Annotated in this window: 21 protein-coding genes; 13 read left to right on the top strand and 8 right to left on the bottom strand. The window is 72.6% G+C overall.

Features of this window, described 5'->3' with window-relative positions:
• Positions 1 to 30: 30 nt before the first annotated feature.
• Genes ACWC5O_RS38135 through hutU form a run of 3 tightly spaced genes read right to left on the bottom strand, consistent with a single transcriptional unit; the run spans position 31 to position 4,249 of the window.
• Entirely contained in the window at positions 31 to 1,371 is a 1,341-nt protein-coding gene (locus ACWC5O_RS38135; protein WP_450591072.1) for a formimidoylglutamate deiminase, read from the bottom strand.
• Positions 1,368 to 2,588 carry an allantoate amidohydrolase gene (locus ACWC5O_RS38130; protein ID WP_450591073.1) on the bottom strand — a complete coding sequence of 407 codons (1,221 nt, stop codon included), beginning with the start codon at positions 2,586 to 2,588 and terminating at the stop codon, positions 1,368 to 1,370. The genes ACWC5O_RS38135 and ACWC5O_RS38130 overlap by 4 nt, the downstream gene beginning before the upstream one ends.
• On the bottom strand, positions 2,585 to 4,249 hold the full coding sequence (gene hutU / locus ACWC5O_RS38125) for a urocanate hydratase (RefSeq protein ID WP_450591075.1): 1,665 nt from the start codon (positions 4,247 to 4,249) through the stop codon (positions 2,585 to 2,587). The genes ACWC5O_RS38130 and hutU overlap by 4 nt, the downstream gene beginning before the upstream one ends.
• A 147-nt stretch (positions 4,250 to 4,396) precedes the next feature.
• On the opposite strand from hutU, the gene ACWC5O_RS38120 reads away from it, so the two are divergent.
• From ACWC5O_RS38120 to ACWC5O_RS38100, 5 genes are all read left to right on the top strand, one after another.
• Complete coding sequence (locus tag ACWC5O_RS38120; RefSeq protein ID WP_450591076.1) at positions 4,397 to 5,770, top strand: diaminopimelate decarboxylase; 1,374 nt, start codon at positions 4,397 to 4,399, stop codon at positions 5,768 to 5,770.
• Between the two features lie 179 nt (positions 5,771 to 5,949).
• On the top strand, positions 5,950 to 6,339 hold the full coding sequence (locus ACWC5O_RS38115; protein ID WP_450591077.1) for a hypothetical protein: 390 nt from the start codon (positions 5,950 to 5,952) through the stop codon (positions 6,337 to 6,339).
• Positions 6,336 to 7,154, top strand: coding sequence for a transcriptional regulator (locus tag ACWC5O_RS38110; protein ID WP_450591078.1), 819 nt, complete (start codon positions 6,336 to 6,338; stop codon positions 7,152 to 7,154). The genes ACWC5O_RS38115 and ACWC5O_RS38110 overlap by 4 nt, the downstream gene beginning before the upstream one ends.
• Positions 7,155 to 7,185: 31 nt before the next feature.
• Entirely contained in the window at positions 7,186 to 7,677 is a 492-nt protein-coding gene (locus tag ACWC5O_RS38105) for a roadblock/LC7 domain-containing protein (protein ID WP_450591080.1), read from the top strand.
• A gap of 10 nt (positions 7,678 to 7,687) precedes the next feature.
• Positions 7,688 to 8,062: a hypothetical protein gene (locus ACWC5O_RS38100; RefSeq protein ID WP_450591081.1), complete on the top strand. Its 375-nt coding sequence runs from the start codon at positions 7,688 to 7,690 to the stop codon at positions 8,060 to 8,062.
• A 4-nt stretch (positions 8,063 to 8,066) separates the two neighbouring features.
• On the opposite strand, the gene ACWC5O_RS38095 is transcribed toward ACWC5O_RS38100, so the two are convergent.
• Positions 8,067 to 8,651 carry a hypothetical protein gene (locus ACWC5O_RS38095; RefSeq protein WP_450591083.1) on the bottom strand — a complete coding sequence of 195 codons (585 nt, stop codon included), beginning with the start codon at positions 8,649 to 8,651 and terminating at the stop codon, positions 8,067 to 8,069.
• Positions 8,652 to 8,764: 113 nt separating this feature from the next.
• A complete protein-coding gene (locus ACWC5O_RS38090) occupies positions 8,765 to 9,610 on the bottom strand; it encodes a MurR/RpiR family transcriptional regulator (RefSeq protein WP_450591100.1) in 846 nt (281 codons plus the stop codon).
• Between the two features lie 324 nt (positions 9,611 to 9,934).
• Here ACWC5O_RS38090 and ACWC5O_RS38085 point away from each other — a divergent pair, with 324 nt between their 5' ends.
• Genes ACWC5O_RS38085 through ACWC5O_RS38075 form a run of 3 tightly spaced genes read left to right on the top strand, consistent with a single transcriptional unit; the run spans position 9,935 to position 11,192 of the window.
• Positions 9,935 to 10,609: a carbonic anhydrase gene (locus ACWC5O_RS38085; protein ID WP_450591084.1), complete on the top strand. Its 675-nt coding sequence runs from the start codon at positions 9,935 to 9,937 to the stop codon at positions 10,607 to 10,609.
• A 21-nt stretch (positions 10,610 to 10,630) separates the two neighbouring features.
• Positions 10,631 to 10,762, top strand: coding sequence for a hypothetical protein (locus tag ACWC5O_RS38080; protein ID WP_450591085.1), 132 nt, complete (start codon positions 10,631 to 10,633; stop codon positions 10,760 to 10,762).
• A gap of 10 nt (positions 10,763 to 10,772) precedes the next feature.
• On the top strand, positions 10,773 to 11,192 hold the full coding sequence (locus ACWC5O_RS38075; RefSeq protein ID WP_450591086.1) for a hypothetical protein: 420 nt from the start codon (positions 10,773 to 10,775) through the stop codon (positions 11,190 to 11,192).
• A gap of 5 nt (positions 11,193 to 11,197) precedes the next feature.
• Here the strand turns inward: ACWC5O_RS38075 and ACWC5O_RS38070 are convergent, their stop codons facing one another.
• Complete coding sequence (locus ACWC5O_RS38070) at positions 11,198 to 11,959, bottom strand: SDR family oxidoreductase (protein WP_450591087.1); 762 nt, start codon at positions 11,957 to 11,959, stop codon at positions 11,198 to 11,200.
• Between the two features lie 145 nt (positions 11,960 to 12,104).
• On the opposite strand from ACWC5O_RS38070, the gene ACWC5O_RS38065 reads away from it, so the two are divergent.
• Entirely contained in the window at positions 12,105 to 12,962 is an 858-nt protein-coding gene (locus ACWC5O_RS38065) for a helix-turn-helix transcriptional regulator (RefSeq protein WP_450591088.1), read from the top strand.
• Between the two features lie 328 nt (positions 12,963 to 13,290).
• On the opposite strand, the gene ACWC5O_RS38060 is transcribed toward ACWC5O_RS38065, so the two are convergent.
• The gene (locus ACWC5O_RS38060) at positions 13,291 to 14,682 is read right to left on the bottom strand and encodes a cystathionine beta-synthase (RefSeq protein WP_450591090.1); all 1,392 of its coding nucleotides are present in this window, start codon (positions 14,680 to 14,682) and stop codon (positions 13,291 to 13,293) included.
• Positions 14,683 to 14,844: 162 nt separating this feature from the next.
• On the opposite strand from ACWC5O_RS38060, the gene ACWC5O_RS38055 reads away from it, so the two are divergent.
• The 3 genes from ACWC5O_RS38055 (at position 14,845) to ACWC5O_RS38045 (ending at position 18,354) form a co-directional block, all read left to right on the top strand.
• A complete protein-coding gene (locus ACWC5O_RS38055) occupies positions 14,845 to 15,864 on the top strand; it encodes an SGNH/GDSL hydrolase family protein (RefSeq protein WP_450591091.1) in 1,020 nt (339 codons plus the stop codon).
• A gap of 158 nt (positions 15,865 to 16,022) precedes the next feature.
• Positions 16,023 to 17,243, top strand: coding sequence for an acetyl-CoA C-acetyltransferase (locus ACWC5O_RS38050; RefSeq protein WP_450591092.1), 1,221 nt, complete (start codon positions 16,023 to 16,025; stop codon positions 17,241 to 17,243).
• A gap of 298 nt (positions 17,244 to 17,541) precedes the next feature.
• A complete protein-coding gene (locus tag ACWC5O_RS38045) occupies positions 17,542 to 18,354 on the top strand; it encodes a hypothetical protein (protein WP_450591101.1) in 813 nt (270 codons plus the stop codon).
• 2 nt (positions 18,355 to 18,356) lie between these two features.
• Here ACWC5O_RS38045 and ACWC5O_RS38040 read toward each other — a convergent pair whose 3' ends face one another.
• On the bottom strand, positions 18,357 to 18,668 hold the full coding sequence (locus tag ACWC5O_RS38040) for a hypothetical protein (RefSeq protein WP_450591094.1): 312 nt from the start codon (positions 18,666 to 18,668) through the stop codon (positions 18,357 to 18,359).
• 99 nt (positions 18,669 to 18,767) lie between these two features.
• Between ACWC5O_RS38040 and ACWC5O_RS38035 the strand changes: the two genes are divergently transcribed.
• Entirely contained in the window at positions 18,768 to 18,998 is a 231-nt protein-coding gene (locus tag ACWC5O_RS38035) for a DUF4287 domain-containing protein (RefSeq protein WP_020940491.1), read from the top strand.
• Positions 18,999 to 19,175: the final 177 nt, after the last annotated feature.

Raw genomic sequence — 19,175 nt, 5'->3', positions numbered from 1 at the left:
CCGGTTGGGGTTCGGCGGATTCGGCGGTGGTCAGCCGCGCAGGGCGTCGATCGCTTCCGCGAGTGCCGACGGCACGTCGGGCACGAGCGCGTGCACACCGTCCCGTACGACATGGCGGCCGCCCACGATGGTGTGCCGCACGTCCGCCGCGCCCGCCGCGAATACGGCCGTCTCGGCGCCCAGCCCGGGCAGCGGCCCGGCCGTCCTGACCGAGTCGAGGGCGATCGTCGTCAGGTCGGCGAGCGCACCGGGCTCGATGGTGCCGGCGTCCGTCCAGCCGAGGGCCGCGTGGCCGTCGGCGGTGGCGGCCCGCAGCAGCGCCGAGGCGGTCCAGTGGCCCCGGGTGCGGGTGCGCAGCCGCTCGTTCAGCTCCATCGCGCGTGCCTCTTCGAGCAGGTCGATGACGGCGTGGCTGTCGGAGCCGAGGGAGAGCGGGGAGCCCGCCCGCTGGAGGGCGACGGCGGGGCCGATGCCGTCGGCCAGGTCACGCTCGGTCGTCGGGCACATGCAGGTGCCGGTACCGGAGCCGCCGAGCAGCGCGATGTCCTCGTCGGTGAGGTGGGTGTTGTGCACACCGGTGGTGCGCGGGCCGAGGACGCCGTGGTCGGCGAGCAGCCGGGTGGGGGTGCAGCCGTGCGCGGCCTGGCAGGCGTCGTTCTCCGCCGTCTGCTCGGACAGGTGCACGTGCAGCGGGGCCCGCCGCTCCTGTGCCCACCGCGCCACGGTCGCCAACTGGCCCGCGGGCACGGCCCGTACGGAGTGAATCGCCGCCCCGATCCGCGCGTGGTCCCGCTCCTTGAGAACTGCACAGCGTTCGGCCCAGGCCTCCGCGCTGCCGTCGGAGAAGCGCAGCTGGTGCGCGTCGGGTTCCGCGCCGAAGCCGGAGGAGAGGTAGGCGGTGTCCAGCAGGGTGATGCGGATACCGGCCTCGGCGGCGGCCGCGATCAGCGCCTCGCCCATGGCGTTGGGGTCGGCGTAGGGCCTGCCGCCCGGGGCGTGGTGCACGTAGTGGAACTCGCCGACGCAGGTGATGCCGGCCAGAGCCATCTCGGCGTACACCGCGCGGGCGAGGGCGTGGTAGGTCTCCGGGGTCAGGTGGTCGGCGACGGAGTACATCACCTCGCGCCAGGTCCAGAAGGTGCCGGAGCCGACCTGGACCGTGCCGCGCAGCGCCCGGTGGAAGGCGTGCGAGTGGGCGTTGGCCAGGCCGGGGAGGGTCAGTCCGCGCAGTATCCCGGCGCCGGGCGGCGGGGTGGCGACGCCGGTGTGGACGGCGGAGATCCGGCCGTCCACACCGGCGTGCACCGCCACGCCCGGCTCGACGTTCGTGTCGAGCCAGGCGTGTTCCAGCCAGTACGTCCGTGTGGTCACGTGCAGGCCAGCCCTTCCAGTACGTCGGCGAGCGCGCTCACCCCGGCCACGCAGTCGTCCTCGGCCGCGAACTCGGCCGGGGAGTGCGAGACGCCGGTGGGGTTGCGCACGAACAGCATGGCGGTCGGAATGCGCCCGGAGAGGATTCCGGCGTCGTGTCCGGCACCGGTCCCCAGGACGGGCACGTTCAGGCGGTCGCTCGCCGTCCCCAGGATGCGGCCGAGTTCGTCACGGAGCGCGTGGTCGAACTCGACCACCGGGGTGAAGGACTCCCGGACGACGTCGAGGTCGATGCCGTGGGCGTCCGCGTACTCCCGCGCGGCCTTCTCGATGCCGCCGACGACCGTGTCCAGGGTCGCCTGGTCGGCGGCGCGGGAGTCGAGCCAGCCGCGCACCAGGGAGGGGATGGCGTTGACGCCGTTCGGCTCGACGGAGATCTTGCCGAAGGTGGCGACGGCACCGGCGAGTTCGGCCTCCCGGCGGGCGGCGAGCACGGTCTCGGCGTACGACAGCATCGGGTCGCGCCGGTCGACCAGCCGGGTGGTGCCGGCGTGGTTGGCCTCGCCGCGGAAGTCGAAGCGCCAGCGGCCGTGCGGCCAGATGGCACTGGCGATTCCGACCCGGTCGCCGGACAGGTCCAGCGCGCGGCCCTGCTCGACGTGCAGCTCGACGAAGGCGCCGATACGGGCCAGCCGCTCCGGGTCGGCCCCGATGCCGTCGGGGTCGTACCCGGCGGCCTCCATGGCCTTCGGGAGGCTGATCCCGTCGCCGTCGGTGAGCCGATGGGCCTGCTCGACGGTCAGCTCCCCCGCGGTGAGCCGGGAGCCGACACAGGCCAGCCCGAACCGGGCACCCTCCTCGTCACCGAAGTTGACGATGGCGAGGGGCTTGGCGAACCGCACGTTCCTGCCGCGCAGCTCGTCCAGGGCGGCGAAGGAGGAGACGACCCCGAGAGGCCCGTCGAAGGCGCCGCCGTCCGGCACGGAGTCCAGATGCGACCCGGTGACGACGGCGTCCCCGGCGGCCGGATCCCCGAGCCAGGCCCACTGGTTCCCGTTCCGGTCGACCTCGTAGGCCAGCCCCCGCGCCTCGGCCTGTTCCTGGAACCAGGCCCGGCACTCGGTGTCGGCACCGGTCCAGGCGTAGCGCCGGTAGCCGCCGGAGGCGGAGCTGCGGCCGATCGGCAGCAGCTCCGCCCACATGCTGTGGAAGGTCACGCCTGGTCACCCTCGCGCATAGGCACCCGGACCCCGCGCTCCTGCGCGACCGACTCCGCGATGTCGTACCCGGCGTCCACGTGCCGGATGACGCCCATGCCGGGGTCGTTGGTGAGGACACGCCGGATCTTCTCGCCGGCCAGCTTCGTGCCGTCGGCCACCGTGACCTGGCCGGCGTGGATGGAGCGGCCCATGCCCACGCCACCGCCGTGGTGGATGGACACCCACGACGCACCGGAGGCCACGTTGACCATCGCGTTCAGCAGCGGCCAGTCGGCGATCGCGTCGGAGCCGTCGAGCATGGCCTCGGTCTCGCGGTACGGGGAGGCGACGGAGCCGCAGTCGAGGTGGTCGCGGCCGATGGCCAGCGGAGCCGCCAGCTCGCCGGAGGCCACCATGTCGTTGAAGCGCTCGCCGGCCTTGTCGCGCTCGCCGTAGCCGAGCCAGCAGATGCGGGCGGGCAGGCCCTGGAAGTGGACGCGCTCGCCGGCCATCTTGATCCAGCGGTGCAGGGACTCGTTCTCCGGGAAGAGCTCCAGGATCGCCTTGTCGGTCTTGGCGATGTCGGCGGGGTCACCGGACAGGGCGGCCCAGCGGAACGGGCCCTTGCCCTCGCAGAAGAGGGGACGGATGTAGGCGGGGACGAAGCCGGGGAAGGCGAACGCGCGGTCGTAGCCGGCCAGCTGGGCCTCGCCGCGGATGGAGTTGCCGTAGTCGAAGACCTCGGCACCGGCGTCCATGAAGCCGACCATCGCCTCGACGTGCTTCGCCATCGCCTCACGGGCACGCGTGGTGAAGCCGGCCGGGTCCTTGGCGGCGGCGTCGGCCATGTCCTCGAAGGCCACGCCGACCGGCAGGTAGGACAGCGGGTCGTGGGCGGAGGTCTGGTCGGTGACGATGTCGATGGGGGCGTTCATCGCGAGCAGCTGCGGGACCAGCTCGGCCGCGTTGCCGAGGACGCCGATGGACAGCGGGCGGCGGGCGTCACGGGCCTCGGTGGCCAGCTGGAGCGCGTGGTCGAGGCTGTCGGCCTTGACGTCCAGGTAGCGGTGCTCGATGCGGCGCTCGATGGCGCGCGGGTCGCAGTCGATGCAGATGGCGACGCCGTCGTTCATGGTCACGGCGAGCGGCTGGGCGCCGCCCATGCCGCCGAGGCCGGCGGTGAGCGTGATGGTCCCGGCGAGGGTGCCGTTGAACTTCTTCGCGGCGACGGCGGCGAAGGTCTCGTAGGTGCCCTGCAGGATGCCCTGGGTGCCGATGTAGATCCAGGAGCCGGCGGTCATCTGGCCGTACATGGTCAGACCGAGGGCCTCCAGACGGCGGAACTCCTCCCAGTTGGCCCAGTCGCCGACCAGGTTGGAGTTGGCGATGAGGACACGCGGGGCCCACTCGTGGGTCTGCATGACGCCGACCGGGCGGCCGGACTGGACCAGCATGGTCTCGTCCTGCTTGAGGGTCTTCAGCGTGCGCACCATCGCGTCGAAGGAGCGCCAGTCACGGGCGGCCTTGCCGGTGCCGCCGTACACGACGAGCTTGTCGGGGTGCTCGGCGACCTCGGGGTCGAGGTTGTTCTGCAGCATCCGCAGGGCGGCTTCCTGCTGCCATCCCAGGGCGCTCAGTTCCGTGCCGCGCGGTGCTCGTACGGGGCGGGGTCCCGACATCGTCTGCCTCCTCCTGTTGCTATCTCTATTCACATCCTGACTGTCTGAATAGAACTAGTCAATACGTCGGCCGCAGCCCGTCCGCGCGTCGCGGGTGTTTGGCTGGAATCACCCGAACACGCGGGCAGGGCGACAGGAGGAGCGGTCGTGGATCAGGACACCGACAGCGAGGCCCGGGAGCGGGCCGCCCGGCGGGACGAGGCGGTGCGCGGCGCGGTGGAGCAGGGGCTGCTGGGGCCGGACGCGGCCGTGGTGGCGCTGCTGGACGTCACCGGCATCCGGGAGTCGGCGGCGGCCCTGCGGGCGGCGTTCGACGCGGTATCGGCGCCGGGGACGCCGGTGCTGCACGCCTTCGCGGTGAAGGCGACCCCGCTGGTGCCGGTACTGCGTCTGCTGCACGAGGAGGGCATCGGAGCGGAGGTGGCGAGCCCGGGCGAGCTGGCGCTGGCGCGGGCGGCGGGGGTGCCGCCGGACCGGACCGTGCTCGACTCGCCCGCCAAGACCCCGGCCGAGCTGCGCGAGGCGCTCGCGCTGGGCATCGCCGTCAACGCGGACAACCCGCAGGAGCTGGACCGGCTCGACGCCCTCGTCCGGCCGGCGCCCGGCCGGTCGCCGCTCGGCATCCGGGTCAACCCGCAGATCGGCGGCGGCACCATCGGGGCGACCTCGACGGCGACGGAGACCTCCAAGTTCGGGGTGGCCCTGCGCGACGAGGGGGCCCGGGAGTGGGTCGTGCGGGCGTACGCGGACCGGCCGTGGCTCACCCGGCTGCACGCGCACACCGGTTCGCAGGGCATCCCGCTGCCACTGCTGGCGCGGGGCGTGGCGGAGGCGTACGCGCTCGCGGAGGAGATCAACGCGCGGATCGGGCGGCGGCAGATCGACACGCTCGACATCGGCGGCGGGCTGCCGGTCGACTTCACGGCGGAGGCGACGGCGCCGACGTACGCGCAGTACGCGCGCCTGCTGGCCGATGAGGTGCCGGGGCTGTTCGACGGGCGGTACGGGCTGGTGACCGAGTTCGGGCGGTCGCTGCTGGCCCGGCACGGCACGGTGGTGGCGCGGGTGGAGTACACCAAGAGCTCCGGCGGGCGGCGGATCGCGGTGACGCACGCGGGCGTGCAGGTGGCCACGCGGACCGTGTACGCGCCCGGGGCGTGGCCGCTGCGGATCGCCGCGTACGACGCCAAGGGGCGGCCCCGGTCGGGCCCCGAGGTGGTGCAGGACGTGGCCGGCCCGGCCTGCTTCTCGGGCGACCTGCTCGCCGAGGGGCGCACCCTGCCCCTGCTGGAGCAGGGCGACTACGCGGCGGCGCTGGACACGGGCGCGTACTACTTCGCCCACCACTACGCCTACAACTCCCTAGCCCGGCCGGGGATCTACGGCTTCGCGCCGGACGGCACGGGAGACGTGGCCTTCGCGACCGTGCGGGAGCCGCAGACCGTGGCGGAGGTCGTGGCCGAGTCCGGCGGGGCGCACACGTCCGCGCTCACCACCCTGCGCACCCCCAGGAGCCGTTGACGCACCCCGGGTACACCTCGAACAACTGGATCAACTGCCGTGAAACAGTCGTCAGTTGACCCACACTAGTACGCCGGACGCATGTTCCACCGGAAAATGCCAAAGCACTCACCTCTCGCGCATACGTTGCGTAGTGTCCCTGTCACTCAACCGGAGTCACAGGCGGGAGGGAAGCCAGGGTGCCCGGAATCGACGAGTGCTTGCTGGAAGCGATGCGGTTGCCCGGTGCCCGGGGGGCCTCCCTGGTGGACTGGACGAGCGGACTGGCTCTGGGCACCGTCGGGGACGCCCCCGGCGGTGACCACGAGACCACCGCGGCCGAGGCCGCCGAACTGGCCCGGCTGGCCGCCGAACACGGCGCCTTCGCGGCCGGGGACGGCGGCGACATCGGCCCGCCCGTCGAGGACGTGATCGTCAGCAACCACGACAGCTACCACCTGCTGCGGTTCGTGGACACGTCCTTCGACAGCAGTGTCTTCCTGCACCTGTGGCTGGGCCGGGAGGAGGGCAATCTCGCCCTCGCCCGGATCCGGCTCGGCGAGATGGCCGCCCGGTTGGTGCTGGGATGACGATGGTCGAAACGCCTCCGCCGCTGCCGGTGCGGGACAAGGCCGCGGCCCAGGACCGTACGGCGGGCGCGCTGTCCCCGATGCTCCGGCGGCTCGCCGAGGAGCAGGCCACCGGCGTCCTCGTCCGCGAGCACGGCACCCTGCACCTCGCCGAGGGCCGGGTGGTGCACGCCGAGAGCCCCCATGCCCCTGGTCTCGACGTGCTCCTCACGGCCCACGGCACCCTGGCCACGACCGCCTGGCAGCGGGCGGCCGAGCAGGCCGACGGTCCGGGGAACGCGGCCCGGCTGCTGCTGGACGCCGGGCTGCTGCCGGAGGGCGCGCTGGAACTGTGCCACCTGGACGCGCTGTACGACGCCGGGTACTTCGCCCTGTCACCGAGCAGCGCCCCGGGCCGCTTCCGGTACGCCCGGGCACCCCGCCCCGGCCCGCTGCCCTCGGTTCCGGTCATCGCGCTGGAACGCGAGACGCTGCGGCGCCGGCTGCTGCTGCACCGCCTGTGGCCCGACCCGGCGGCCGACAGCGCGCCGCTGATCCGCGCCGACCCGGCCGCCACGGCGCCGGTCACCCCCCGCCAGCGGGCGGTCCTGGACCGGGTGGACGGCGTCCGCACGGCTCCGGAGATCGCCCGCAACCTGGGCCGGCAGGCCTTCCACACGCTGGTGGACGTACGGCGGCTCGCGGCGGCCGGACTCCTCAGGCCGATGCCCGTGGCCCCCGCCCCGCCGCCGGTTCCCCCGGCTGCCCCGCTCACGGTCACCGACCCCGACATCGCGCTGCTGAAGAGGCTCAGGGATGCGCTGGAGGCGCTTTGAACGGCACCAACCCGCCGAGAGGAGAGAGCTGATGGTGTCCGCGCAGGACCTCGACGCCGTCCTGGACGAACTGCGCCGCCTGCGGACCCGCGTGCCGCAGCTCACCGGCGCCCTCGCGGCCGGCGTCGACGGTCTCGCCGTCGCCCACGACACTCCCGGTGTCGACCCGGAGGGCCTGGCGGCACTCACCGCGGCCGCGCTCGGCGTCGCCGTACGGATGACCGACGCCACCGGGAACTCAGGTTTCCGGGAGCTGCTGGTGCGCGGCGAGAACGGCTACGTCGCCACCTACGCGGCCGGCCGCACCGCCGTGCTGACGCTGCTCGCCGAGGACCGGGTCAACGTCGGCCGGCTGCATCTGGAGGGCCGCCGCGCGGCCGCCCGCGTCGGGGAACTGCTCGACGCCGCCGAAGCCGCCGCGGAGGCCACCCGGTCGGCCACCAGGACCACACCCGCACCACGGACCAGAACTACGCGCGCGCCACGCACCACGACCGAGGCGCGCACCGCAACCGACAGCTGAAAGGATCACCATGGCCAACACCGAGATTGCACTGAAAGAAGCGCTGACCTCCATCGAGGGCGCCACCGGCGTCGCCCTCGTCGACTACACCAGCGGCATGGCGCTGGGCACGATGGGCGGCGGCAAGAGCTTCGACCTGAACGTGGCCGCCGCCGGCAACACGGACGTGATCCGCGCCAAGATGCGCACGATGGAGCACCTGGGCCTCAAGGGCGACATCGAGGACATCCTGATCACGCTGTCGGGCCAGTACCACCTGATCCGCCTGCTCAAGGGCCGCGGCGGCAACGGCCTGTTCCTCTACCTGGTCCTGGACGCGAGCCGGGCCAACCTGGCGATGGCCCGGCACCAGCTGAAGAGGATCGAGGGGGACCTGGAGGTCTAGCCGGTCAGACCGGCGCTGCGGCGCGGCGACGGGTCCCGCCCGGGGCCGCGTCGCCGGCCGCGAGGCCCGTCCCGCGCAGGCCCTTCACGGCCGTGCCCGCCGGGCTCCCGCCCCGCCGGTCGAGCCAGTCGACCCGCACCCACAGCAGGGTGTCCTCGGCCCGCTCGCGCCGCCCGAGCCAGGCGGCCTTCAGCCGCAGCCCGGTGCCGGCCCCGGCGAGCAGCATGCCCCCGGCCGCGGGTACCGCGAAGGAACTGCCGAACGCGACGGCGAACGCGAGCAGCACCCACCAGCGGTGTCCCCGCCGCCAGGTGCGCACGGTCACCGCCCGGTCCTGAAGGACATCGAACTTGCCCGCACGGGCGGCCCCGCGGGCGAGGGCGGCGTACCGCCCGCGCCGCACCAGCGCCACGACGGTCGCGGTGATCAGGAACAGCGCGGCTCCCGCGAGCACGCCGATCCGGCGCCCGGTCATCCCGGGCAGCAGGACCCCGATCCCCGCGGCGAACACCCCGAACCACCACAGCGGTGCGGCCCCGGCCTGTACGACCACGGCCACCCGGGCCAGCCCCTGTCCTCCGCGCGCCACGATCCGCCTCCTCGTCGTTTCGGCACAGTGCTGTCGGCCGGGCACGGTAGCGAGCGAACGTGAGACGAGTCTGAGAGCGCGCCAGGCCGTTCGGCCCGGTCGGCTCGGTCGGCCTATTCGACGAACAGTCCGCGGGCGGCCGCGTGCGCGTCGAACTCCTCCAGCCGGGCCTGGGCGTCCGGCAGGTCGTCGCAGAGCGCCTCCAGCAGCACCCGCCCGAGCAGCATGGGCGCGCACGCGGTGTCGAAGGCGAGCCCGGTGCCGACGGCGGCGGGCAGCAGCAGGTCGGAGTACTTGGCGACGGGCGCGAAGGCGGAGTCGGCGACCGTGACGACGGTCAGGCCCGCCTCCCTGGCGTAGGCGAGGGTGTCGACGACCTCGCGCGGATGCCGGGGCAGCGCGAAGCACAGCAGGGCGGAGGCGCCCGCGCGGACGGCCGCGTCGATGCGGTCGTGGATCATCGTGCCGCCCTCGTTGAGCAGCCGGACGTCCGGGTGGACCTTGGCGGCGAAGTACGCGAAGCCGTACGCCTGGGAGGCGGCGGCGCGCAGCCCGAGCACCGGCAGCGGGCGGGAGGCGGCCAGGACCCGGCCGGCCCGCTGCACCGGGCGGGGGTCGGCGAGCAGCTCCGCGAGGTGCTTCAGGTTCTCGATCTCGGCCTCGACGGCCTGCTGGTACTCGTTGTAGGAGCCCGCCTCCGCGGCCGGTTCGGCGGGCACGACCTCGCGCAGGTGCTTGCGCAGCGCGGGGTAGCCGTCGAAGCCGAGGGCGACCGCGAACCGGGTCACCGACGGCTGGCTGACCCCGGCCAGCTCGGCCAGCTCCACGCTGGACAGGAAGGGCACGTCGGCGGCCCGGCGCACCATGCTGTGCGCGATGCGGCGCTGGGTGGGCGTGAGCCGGTGTCCCTCGAAGAGCGCCTGCAGCCGGGCGGCCGGGCTGTCCGCCGCAGCGGACATCGCTTCGGAAGCCGCCTCGGTCGTCACACCGGTACTCCTGTCCACGCTCATGCCGTGATCCGCCTCCCCCTCCAGATGTCCGGGGAGAGTACAGCGTGTCCCACCGATGCGTCCGTGATACGAGACGACAGCAAACCCGGGCTCCCCTCAGCTATTCACACACCAAGAACTCTGCATGACGTTATGCAGCCGGGCAAGGGGCGGTATCGCCGTGGCGATGATCCGACGACGAAACGGCCAAGTGTCGTTAAACCGACACTCAGGGTGATCGGACGACTGCTTACGGTGAATGTGCGCTACTGGCACGACTCCTGAGGAAGCGTCATGGCCTCCAACCGCAGGGCCTTCCTGACGGCCACCGCCGTCACCGCCCTGACCGCCGCCCCGGCGACGGCCGCCCCCGGTCCCCGTCCCCTCCCCCCGAGCACGGCGCACACCGCGCGCACCGCCCTCGACGAACTCCTCGCGGGCAACCGCCGCTACGCCGCCGGCCACCCCCGCCACCCGCACGACAGCCCCGGCCGGCGCCACCTGCTGGCCGCCACGCAGCACCCGTTCGCGGTGATCGTCGGCTGCATCGACTCCCGGGTGCCGCCGGAGCTGGTCTTCGACCTCGGACTCGGCGACGTGCTGTGCATAAGGACCGCCGGCCAGGTGCTGGACGAGGCCGTGCTCGGCTCCATCCAGTACGGCGTCCAGGAGCTGGGCGTCCCGCTGGTGCTGGTGCTCGGGCACGAGCGCTGCGGGGCCGTCGCCGCCACGCTGGACCGTCTGCGCACGGGCGCACCGGTGCCGGGCCATCTGGAACTGCTGGTGGACGAGATCGCCCCCGCCGCCCGCCGCACCCGGGCGCTGCCCGGCGACTGGGCCGAGCACACCATGCGCGCCCACACCGCCTGGGTCCGGGATGTGATCCGCGCCGACCCGGCCTTCACCTCGGCCCACATCGCGGCCGCCCGCTCCGACCTCGACACAGGGCTCGTGTCCCTGCTGCCCTGAACCCACCCCCCTGAAGAAGCCATGAACCTGAACCGAGCCCTGTCCGTCCTGCCCTCCCGCGCCGACCTGGAGTCCTGCGGGGTGCTCACGGCCGGCGGCGCCGGTGCGAAGAGGGGGGCTGTCCCCAGTGCGGCGGGCGTGACCGCTCCCTAGGGTGGAGCGCATGAGCGCACTGGACTCTCGGGACGTCGATCTCAAGAAGGACCTCGACGCCACCGTGCGGGCACGCAGGGAACTGGGCGAGGAGTACGACTCCGCGCTGGTCGAGTCCTTCCTGGAGAAGGTCGACCAGCGGATCGACGACGTGGTGGACCGCCGGGTGCGGCGGCACCTGGCCGAGCAGCGGATGGCGGACGCGCGCGGTGCCCGGCGGCCCAAGGGTGCCGACACCTGGGCCGAGCGCGTCGGCTTCGCGATCGTCTCGCTGGTGCTGGCGATCCCGCTGTCCGCGATCGGCGGCACCTTCGCGGGGATGACCGGGGTGGTGACCACCTGGGCCGGCATCGTCGGCGTCAACGCGGCCCAGGCGGTCCGGCACAACCCGCAGATCCTCGCCGGGCGCCGGGCCTCCCGGGAGAACTGAGCGCTTCACGCCTGCCGGGTCGGCAGCACCATGATCTGGCGCAGGTTGACGTGCCGGGGGCGGCTGGTGGCGTAGGCGACGACGTCCGCGACCTCCGTCGCCGCGAGGCTGCCGATCGCCGCCAGCATGCCGTCCAGCTGCCCGGACAGCTCCGCGTTGCCGACGTGGACCTTGAGCTCGGTCTCCGTGAGCCCCGGCTCGATGTTGGTGACCCGCACGTCACGCGGCCCCAGCTCGGTGCGCAGGGACTGCGAGAGATAGGTGACGGCGGCCTTCGTGGCGCCGTACACCGCGTAGTTGGGGAAGGTGACGTGGGCGCCGATGGACGACACGTTCACGAGGTCGGCGGTGCGGCCCTCGGCGGCCGCGGCCACCAGGTCGGCGGTGAAGGCGCGGATGACCCGCAGCACGCCGGTCACGTTGGTGTCGAGCATGCGCCGCCACTCGTCGAGCCGGCCGTCGTCGACGGGGTTCGGCAGCATCACCCCGGCGTTGTTGACGACCAGGTCGACGGGCCCGTAGGCCTCGTGGACCAGGTCCCGGGCGGCCTCGACGGACGCGTCGTCGGTGACGTCGGCGGCCACCACCAGCGCCTCGCCGCCCTCGGCCCGGATCTTCCCGGCGACGGTCTCCAGCCGGTCCGCGCGCCGGGCGAACAGCGCCACCCGGGCGCCCTGCGCGGCCAGTTGCCGGGCGACGGCCTCGCCGATGCCGCTGGCGGCTCCGGTGACGACGGCGGTACGGCCGGACAGGTTCTCGTACGACATGGTGTTCTCCCTGGTCGGGTGCCGGGGCGTCGCCCCGGCGGCTGACACCACCCTCGCCGGGTCCGGCGGGCGTACCCAGGGATGCGTTTTTCCTGGGTCTGCCAGTACCAGGCTGAAAGACCGCCGCTCCCCTACGATCGACCCCATGGACGGGGACCTCGGAGACTTCCTGCGCTCGCGCCGCGCCCGCATCCAGCCCGAGGAGGTGGGGCTGCCCGTGCACGGGCGGCGCCGCGTACCGGGCCTGCGCCGCGAGGAGGTGGCGCAGCTCGCGGGCGTGAGCGTGGACTACTACATCCGCCTGGAGCAGGGGCGCGGCCCTGGGAGCCCCTCCCGGACGAAGTCCGGGGGAGTCTCGGACGCCGTGCTGGACGCGATCGCGCGGGTGCTGCGGCTGGACGAGACCGAGCACGCGTACCTGCGTACGGTGGCCCGGCCGCGCGGGCGCCGCGAGCGCCGTCCGGCCGCGCCCCGGGTACGGCCGGGCGTGCAGCTGCTGTTGGACAGCATGGAGCGGACGCCCGCGTTCGTGCTGGGCCGCAGCATGGACGTGCTCGCCTGGAACGCGCTCGGCGACGCGGTGGGCGGCTTCAGCCGCATGGCACCGGGCGAACGCAACATGCCGCGCCAGGTCTTCCTCGACCCCGCCGCCCGGGACCTCTACCCCGAGTGGGCCGCGGTGGCCGCCCAGACCGTGGCCAACCTGCGCATCGGGGCGGGCCGGTACGCCGACGACGCCGCGCTGTGCGCCCTGGTCGGCGAACTCTCCCTCAAGAGCGAGGACTTCCGCCGGCTGTGGGCCGACCACGAGGTCAAGGAGTGCGCGTACGGCGTGAAGCGCGTCCGGCATCCCGTGGCGGGCCTGCTCACCCTCCCGTACGAGACGCTGACCGTCCCGGCGGACCCGGAGCAGACGATGGTGGTGTACACCCCTGAGCCGGGGTCGGAGACGGCGGAGAGGCTTGCCCTGCTGGGCAGTTGGGAATCGGCTCACGCCCGCTGAAAGAGTCATGCGCGGGGACCGCCGCACCCCCGTTTCCGGGGGGCGGGACGACGGCGGTCCCCGCGAGGGACGCGGGCCGGGTCAGGGCCGGGCTTGCGCGTCCTAGGCGTCCATGGAGGTCCGGGAGCCGCTCCGGAGGTCCTTGACGCCGTTCGGCGCCGGCCGGGGCGGGGAGCCGCTCCCGCCCTGCCGACGCCCACTAATCTGCCTGACCCGTGTTAAGCGGGTGCTGCGCGCACGTGACGCGCTCGTACCACTTCCGAAACGGCTCGATCGGCCGCGGTCACCGCAAGTTCGCCGCCGCCACGGGCAGTTCACCACAGGTTTGCTACTTGTTCCCGCCCTTGGCCAGGAAGGCCAGCAGGTCCTGCCGGCTGACCACTCCGGTCGGCTTGCCCTCGACCAGGACGATCGCCGCGTCCGCCGAACCCAGCACCGACATCAGGTCGCCGACCGGCTCGCCGGAGCCGACCTGGGGCAGCGGGGAGGACATGTGCTTCTCCAGCGGGTCGTCGAGCGAGGCCCGCTTGTTGAACAGGGCGTCCAGCAGCTCCCGTTCCACGACCGAGCCGACCACCTCGGCGGCCATCACGTCCGGGTGCCCGGCGCCCGGCTTGACGACCGGCATCTGCGAGACGCCGTACTCGCGCAGCACCTCGATGGCCTGGCCGACGGTCTCCTCCGGGTGCATGTGCACCAGGGACGGGATGGAGCCGCCCGCCTTGTCGTTGAGGACGTCGGCGACGCGGGCGCTGGGGCCCTCGTCCTCGAGGAAGCCGTAGTCGGCCATCCACTCGTCGTTGAAGATCTTGCTGAGGTAGCCGCGACCGCTGTCGGGCAGCAGCACGACGACGACGTCGTCCGGGCCCAGCCGCTCGGCGACCTCCAGCGCGGCCACGACGGCCATGCCGCAGGAGCCGCCCACCAGCAGGCCCTCCTCCTTGGCGAGGCGCCGGGTCATCTGGAAGGAGTCCTTGTCGGACACGGCGACGATCTCGTCGGCCACGGTCCGGTCGTAGGCGGTGGGCCAGAAGTCCTCGCCCACGCCCTCGACCAGGTACGGCCGCCCGGAGCCGCCGGAGTAGACCGAGCCCTCGGGGTCGGCGCCGATGACCTTGACCTTGCCGTCGCTGACGTCCTTCAGGTAGCGGCCGGTGCCGGAGATGGTGCCGCCGGTGCCCACGCCCGCCACGAAGTGGGTGATCTTACCCTCGGTCTGCTCCCACAGCTCGGGGCCGGTCGAGTGATAGTGCGAGAGCGGGTTGTTGGGGTTGGAGTACTGGTCGGGCTTCCAGGCGCCCGGCGTCTCGCGGACCAGCCGGTCGGAGACGTTGTAGTACGAGTCTGGGTGCTCAGGAGCGACGGCGGTCGGGCAGACCACGACCTCCGCGCCGTACGCCCGCAGCACGTTGATCTTGTCGGTGCTCACCTTGTCGGGGCACACGAAGATGCACTTGTAGCCCTTCTGCTGGGCCACGATGGCAAGCCCGACGCCGGTGTTCCCGCTGGTCGGCTCCACGATGGTGCCGCCCGGCTTGAGCTCGCCGCTCTGCTCGGCCGCCTCGATCATGCGCAGGGCGATGCGGTCCTTCACGGAGCCGCCCGGGTTGAAGTACTCCACCTTGGCCAGGACGGTGGCCTGGATGCCCTTGGTCACGCTGTTGAGCTTCACCAGCGGGGTGTTGCCGACGAGGCTGATCATCGAGTCGTGGAATTGCACCGTTGTCTCCGGTTGCTTGCAAAAAACAGTGGTCGTATGTGGTTCCGCCAGCCTAAGGCCCCTGGGTGACGCGGGGCGGGCGTTCACTCCCCGTTGAGATTGGCGAACGGGCTGTACGGGGCAAGGAGTGGGTGTACGGCTACGAGGAGGTGGCGGCGACGCATGACGAGCATGTCGAGGGCGAGGGTGGCCCGGCGCATCGCGGCCGGAGCGGCGTACGGCGGTGGCGGGGTCGGGCTGGTCGGGGCGGCCGCCGTCGGCCTGCTGCTGGCGGAGCTGCAGCTGGCCCGGCGCCAGGTGGGCAACGGCAGCGGCGGGCGGGTGCCGGTGGCCGAAGGCGTGTACGGCACCTCGTACGACCTCCCCGGTGAACCGCCGCTCAGACTGAGCATGCTCGGCGACTCGACGGCGGCCGGGCAGGGTGTGCACCGGGCGGGGCAGACGCCGGGTGCGCTGCTGGCGTCGGGATTGTCCGCGGTGGCGGAGCGCCCGGTGGAGCTGCGGAACGTGGCGTTGCCGGGGGCGCAGTCGGACGACCTGGACCGTCAGGTGACGCTGGTGCTCTCGTCCCCGTATCCGCTCCCCGACATCTGCGTGATCATGATCGGCGCGAACGACGTCACGCACCGGATGCCGCCGACGCGTTCGGTACGGCACCTGTCGGCGGCGGTACGACGACTGCGCACGGCCGGCGCGGAGGTGGTGGTCGGCACGTGTCCCGACCTCGGCACCATCGAGCCGGTGCAGCAGCCGCTGCGGTGGCTGGCCCGCCGGGCCTCGCGGCAGCTGGCGGCGGCGCAGACGATCGGGGTGGTGGAGCAGGGCGGGCGGACGGTGTCCCTGGGCGATCTGCTCGGACCCGAGTTCGAGGCGAATCCGCGGGAGCTGTTCGGGCCGGACAACTACCACCCCTCGGCGGAGGGGTACGCGACGGCGGCGATGGCGATCCTGCCCACCGTGTGCGCGGCGCTGGGGCTGTGGCCGGCGGAGGAGGAGCGGCCGGACGTGTCCCGCAACGAGGGCTTCCTGCCGGTCGCCCGGGCTGCGGCGGAGGCGGCGTCGGAGGCGGGCACGGAGGTCACGGCGGCGATGCCCACCGGTCCGCGGGGGCCTTGGGCGTTGCTCAAGCGCCGGCGCCGGCGCCGGGTGCCCGAGGCCGAGCCTGCGACTCCGTCCACGTGACCCCCTGGGGGCTCCGCCCCCTGGGTGGGCCGCCACGGCCAAGCAAGCGCTTAGTAAATTGCGGTCAGTGTCACACTGCGACACCAGTGACCTGAACCATACGGCCGGGTAACTTCCCAAGCGGCCCTGCCCGAACTCCGTATGCCACTGGAGCCGTGATGCCCGAAGCCGTCATCGTCTCGACCGCCCGCTCCCCCATCGGCCGCGCCGGCAAGGGTTCCCTCAAGGACCTGCGCCCCGACGACCTGACCGCGACCATCATCCAGGCCGCGCTCGCCAAGATCCCCGAGCTGGACCCGCGGGACATCGACGACCTGATGCTCGGCTGCGGCCTCCCCGGCGGGGAGCAGGGCCACAACCTCGGCCGCATCGTCGCCGTACAGATGGGCATGGACCACCTGCCGGGCTGCACGATCACCCGTTACTGCTCCTCCTCGCTGCAGACCTCCCGCATGGCCCTGCACGCCATCAAGGCCGGCGAGGGCGACGTCTTCATCTCGGCCGGTGTCGAGACGGTGTCCCGCTTCGCCAAGGGCAGCTCCGACGGTCTCCCGGACACGCACAACCCCTTCTTCGCCGAGGCCGAGGCCCGTACCACCGCCGTCGCCGGGCAGGAGGGCACCACGTGGCACGACCCGCGTGAGGACGGGCTGGTCCCGGACGCGTACATCTCGATGGGCCAGACCGCCGAGAACCTGGCCCGCTGGAAGGGCGTCACCCGCCAGGAGATGGACGAGTTCGGCGTCCGCTCGCAGAACCTCGCCGAGGAAGCCATCAAGAACGGTTTCTGGGAGCGCGAGATCACCCCGGTGACCCTCCCCGACGGCACGGTCGTCAGCAAGGACGACGGCCCGCGCGCGGGCGTCACCCTGGAGGGCGTGGCGGGCCTCAAGCCGGTCTTCCGCCCGGACGGCCTGGTCACGGCCGGCAACTGCTGCCCGCTGAACGACGGCGCGGCCGCGCTGGTCATCATGAGCGACACCAAGGCTCGCGAGCTGGGCCTGACCCCGCTCGCCCGCATCGTGTCGACCGGCGTCTCCGGCCTCTCCCCGGAGATCATGGGCCTCGGCCCGGTCGAGGCCAGCAAGCAGGCGCTGCGCCGCGCCGGCCTCACCGTCGACGACATCGACCTGTTCGAGATCAACGAGGCCTTCGCCGCCCAGGTGATCCCCTCCTACCGGGACCTCGGCATCGACATCGACAAGCTGAACGTCAACGGCGGCGCCATCGCCGTCGGCCACCCCTTCGGCATGACCGGCGCCCGCATCACCGGCACGCTCATCAACTCGCTGCAGTGGCACGACAAGCAGTTCGGCCTGGAGACGATGTGCGTCGGCGGCGGCCAGGGCATGGCCATGGTCATCGAGCGCCTCAGCTGACCTGATCCACCCTCGGTAGCCGAGCGGGTACGGCAGGTCAGGAAGCGGCCCAGAACCCGGAGAACACCCGGGTTCCGGGCCGTTTTGTGATCCAATCTCCCCCAGGATGTGACCTATCTCCCTCACTGGGGGTATCACTGCAGGTCAGCGCAGGTCAGCGCGGTGACGGACGAAACCACGAACCCAAAGTCCTGTCCGTTTCGTGACGTTACGCACTGACAGCTGCTTAGTCCGCCCTTCAAGCTGATGTAGGAAGTCGGGGGTCGACTTTGAACCTGGGAGTACGTCAGTGAGCGCCATGCCGATCGCCCTGCTGCTCACCACGGCCGCCACGGGCGCCGTGGGCGTCGCCGTCCTGCGCACCGTCCTGAAGCTGCGCCGCCAGCTCACGGAGCTGCAGACCCAGCTCGCCGAGAACCAGGCCACCGCCCTCGGCGCGCTGCTGCCCGCAGCCCGCACGACCACCGACACGGACGGGATACGCGCGGCCGTGGCCGAGGCGCTCGCCGAGGAGCGCGAGCGCGAGCTGGCCGAGGCCCGTGCGTTCTGGGCCGCCCAGGAGGCCCGTGACGCCTCCGACGCGCCCTCCCTGCTGGGCCTTCCCGACAGCGACCTGTTCCTGCCCCGGCAGGCCGACTTCGCCGGCCTGGAGCCGCTGGAGCCGGTCTCCGAGCCGGCCACCGAGGCCGACGAGTTCTCCCCGAAGGACTTCGTCCAGGGAGGCGCCTCCACGGACTCCCCCGAACTGGCCGCGGCCCGCCGCCGCCACCCCTCGCACCCCGACTTCGTCCCGGTGCAGTCGCCGGCCGTGAACGACCACGAGCGCACGGTGACCACGCTGGAGCAGCTGGCCGCGGACCAGGTCGAGCTCTCCGACGTCCGCCCCGGCCCCCTCGGCACCCTCGACGTCTACGTCTTCGCCGACGGCACGACCCTGTGCATGACCCCCGGCCACCGTGAGACCGCCGAGCACCTGGCAGCGGCTCTCCGCGACGGCGAGACCCCGTACCTCCTCGGCGGCTCGGGCATATCGGGCGCCTACACCCTGACCTTCGCCTGCGGCAAGGACACGGTCTACATCCTGGCCGACCGGGTCATCGCCTCGCTCTGACGTCAGACCCCGGCTCTTTTGCGGGCCTCCTCCACGAACTCCACCGCCTCGGCGACCTGGTCCGCGCTCTCCAGCAGCACCGCCAAGTCGTGCCCCGCCACCATGATTTGGTCGGCGGCCGCGAACATCCCGGCGTCCGGCATCTCCCGGGGCTCCGCACCGGGCTCCTCCAGCAGCTGTGCCCGCCGCGAAAGCTCCCTGGCCGCGGCCAAGGCCTCGGCCGCGGCGCCTCGTTGGAGCCGGCTCTGCGGAGCCGCCCGCAACCGGTCGGCGAAGTGATCCACTGCTCGGGTCAAGGGCGTCGTATCAACCACGCGCCGAGCGTAACGCGCCACACTGTTGCCAATACGCGAACGCTCAGGCACGGTGACGTGAAGGACCGGCTTACATCCCCTTTGCGTTCGGAGGCGCCGATGTCCCAGCTCTTCTCCGAGGAGACCCACCGCAATCTGCTCGCCCGCATCCCCCACTGCACCGGTCGCGAAGTCTCCGACTGGCTGCGCACCGTTGAAGAAGGCCCCGCCCTGTTCCGCTTCGAGGAGAAGGTCAGCTGGCTCCGGCACGAGTACGACCTCGCGTACGGCCACGCGAAGGCGATCGTCCACGAGTACGACCTGAGGAGGGCAGCGCGCAAGCTGCTCTGAGACGCCGAGAGGGCCCCGGGGCCACGCGGCGGTAGCCGCATGTGTGACAGCCCGGGGCCCTCTCGCACGACCGGCGTGCCGGCTAGGAGTTGTCCGGGCGATCACGTGCGAAGCCAGATGGTGAGGGCTGCGGCGGTTGCTGTGCCGAGGTATACGTAGCCACGCTTGTCGTAGCGG

The organism is Streptomyces sp. NPDC001450 (assembly GCF_053597295.1).
The sequence above is the reverse complement of the archived record's forward strand: the minus strand, read 5'-3'. Positions and strand labels throughout refer to the sequence as shown.

Coding starts and splice junctions, on each gene's coding strand:
- ACWC5O_RS38075 (WP_450591086.1), top strand. CDS start 10,773: ATGAGCGCACTGGACTCTCGGGACGTCGATCTCAAGAAGGACCTCGAC.
- ACWC5O_RS38105 (WP_450591080.1), top strand. CDS start 7,186: ATGGTGTCCGCGCAGGACCTCGACGCCGTCCTGGACGAACTGCGCCGC.
- ACWC5O_RS38085 (WP_450591084.1), top strand. CDS start 9,935: ATGGCCTCCAACCGCAGGGCCTTCCTGACGGCCACCGCCGTCACCGCC.
- hutU (WP_450591075.1), bottom strand. CDS start 4,249: ATGTCGGGACCCCGCCCCGTACGAGCACCGCGCGGCACGGAACTGAGC.
- ACWC5O_RS38035 (WP_020940491.1), top strand. CDS start 18,768: ATGTCCCAGCTCTTCTCCGAGGAGACCCACCGCAATCTGCTCGCCCGC.
- ACWC5O_RS38090 (WP_450591100.1), bottom strand. CDS start 9,610: ATGTCCGCTGCGGCGGACAGCCCGGCCGCCCGGCTGCAGGCGCTCTTC.
- ACWC5O_RS38080 (WP_450591085.1), top strand. CDS start 10,631: ATGAACCTGAACCGAGCCCTGTCCGTCCTGCCCTCCCGCGCCGACCTG.
- ACWC5O_RS38045 (WP_450591101.1), top strand. CDS start 17,542: ATGCCGATCGCCCTGCTGCTCACCACGGCCGCCACGGGCGCCGTGGGC.
- ACWC5O_RS38055 (WP_450591091.1), top strand. CDS start 14,845: ATGACGAGCATGTCGAGGGCGAGGGTGGCCCGGCGCATCGCGGCCGGA.
- ACWC5O_RS38110 (WP_450591078.1), top strand. CDS start 6,336: ATGACGATGGTCGAAACGCCTCCGCCGCTGCCGGTGCGGGACAAGGCC.
- ACWC5O_RS38065 (WP_450591088.1), top strand. CDS start 12,105: ATGGACGGGGACCTCGGAGACTTCCTGCGCTCGCGCCGCGCCCGCATC.
- ACWC5O_RS38050 (WP_450591092.1), top strand. CDS start 16,023: ATGCCCGAAGCCGTCATCGTCTCGACCGCCCGCTCCCCCATCGGCCGC.
- ACWC5O_RS38070 (WP_450591087.1), bottom strand. CDS start 11,959: ATGTCGTACGAGAACCTGTCCGGCCGTACCGCCGTCGTCACCGGAGCC.
- ACWC5O_RS38100 (WP_450591081.1), top strand. CDS start 7,688: ATGGCCAACACCGAGATTGCACTGAAAGAAGCGCTGACCTCCATCGAG.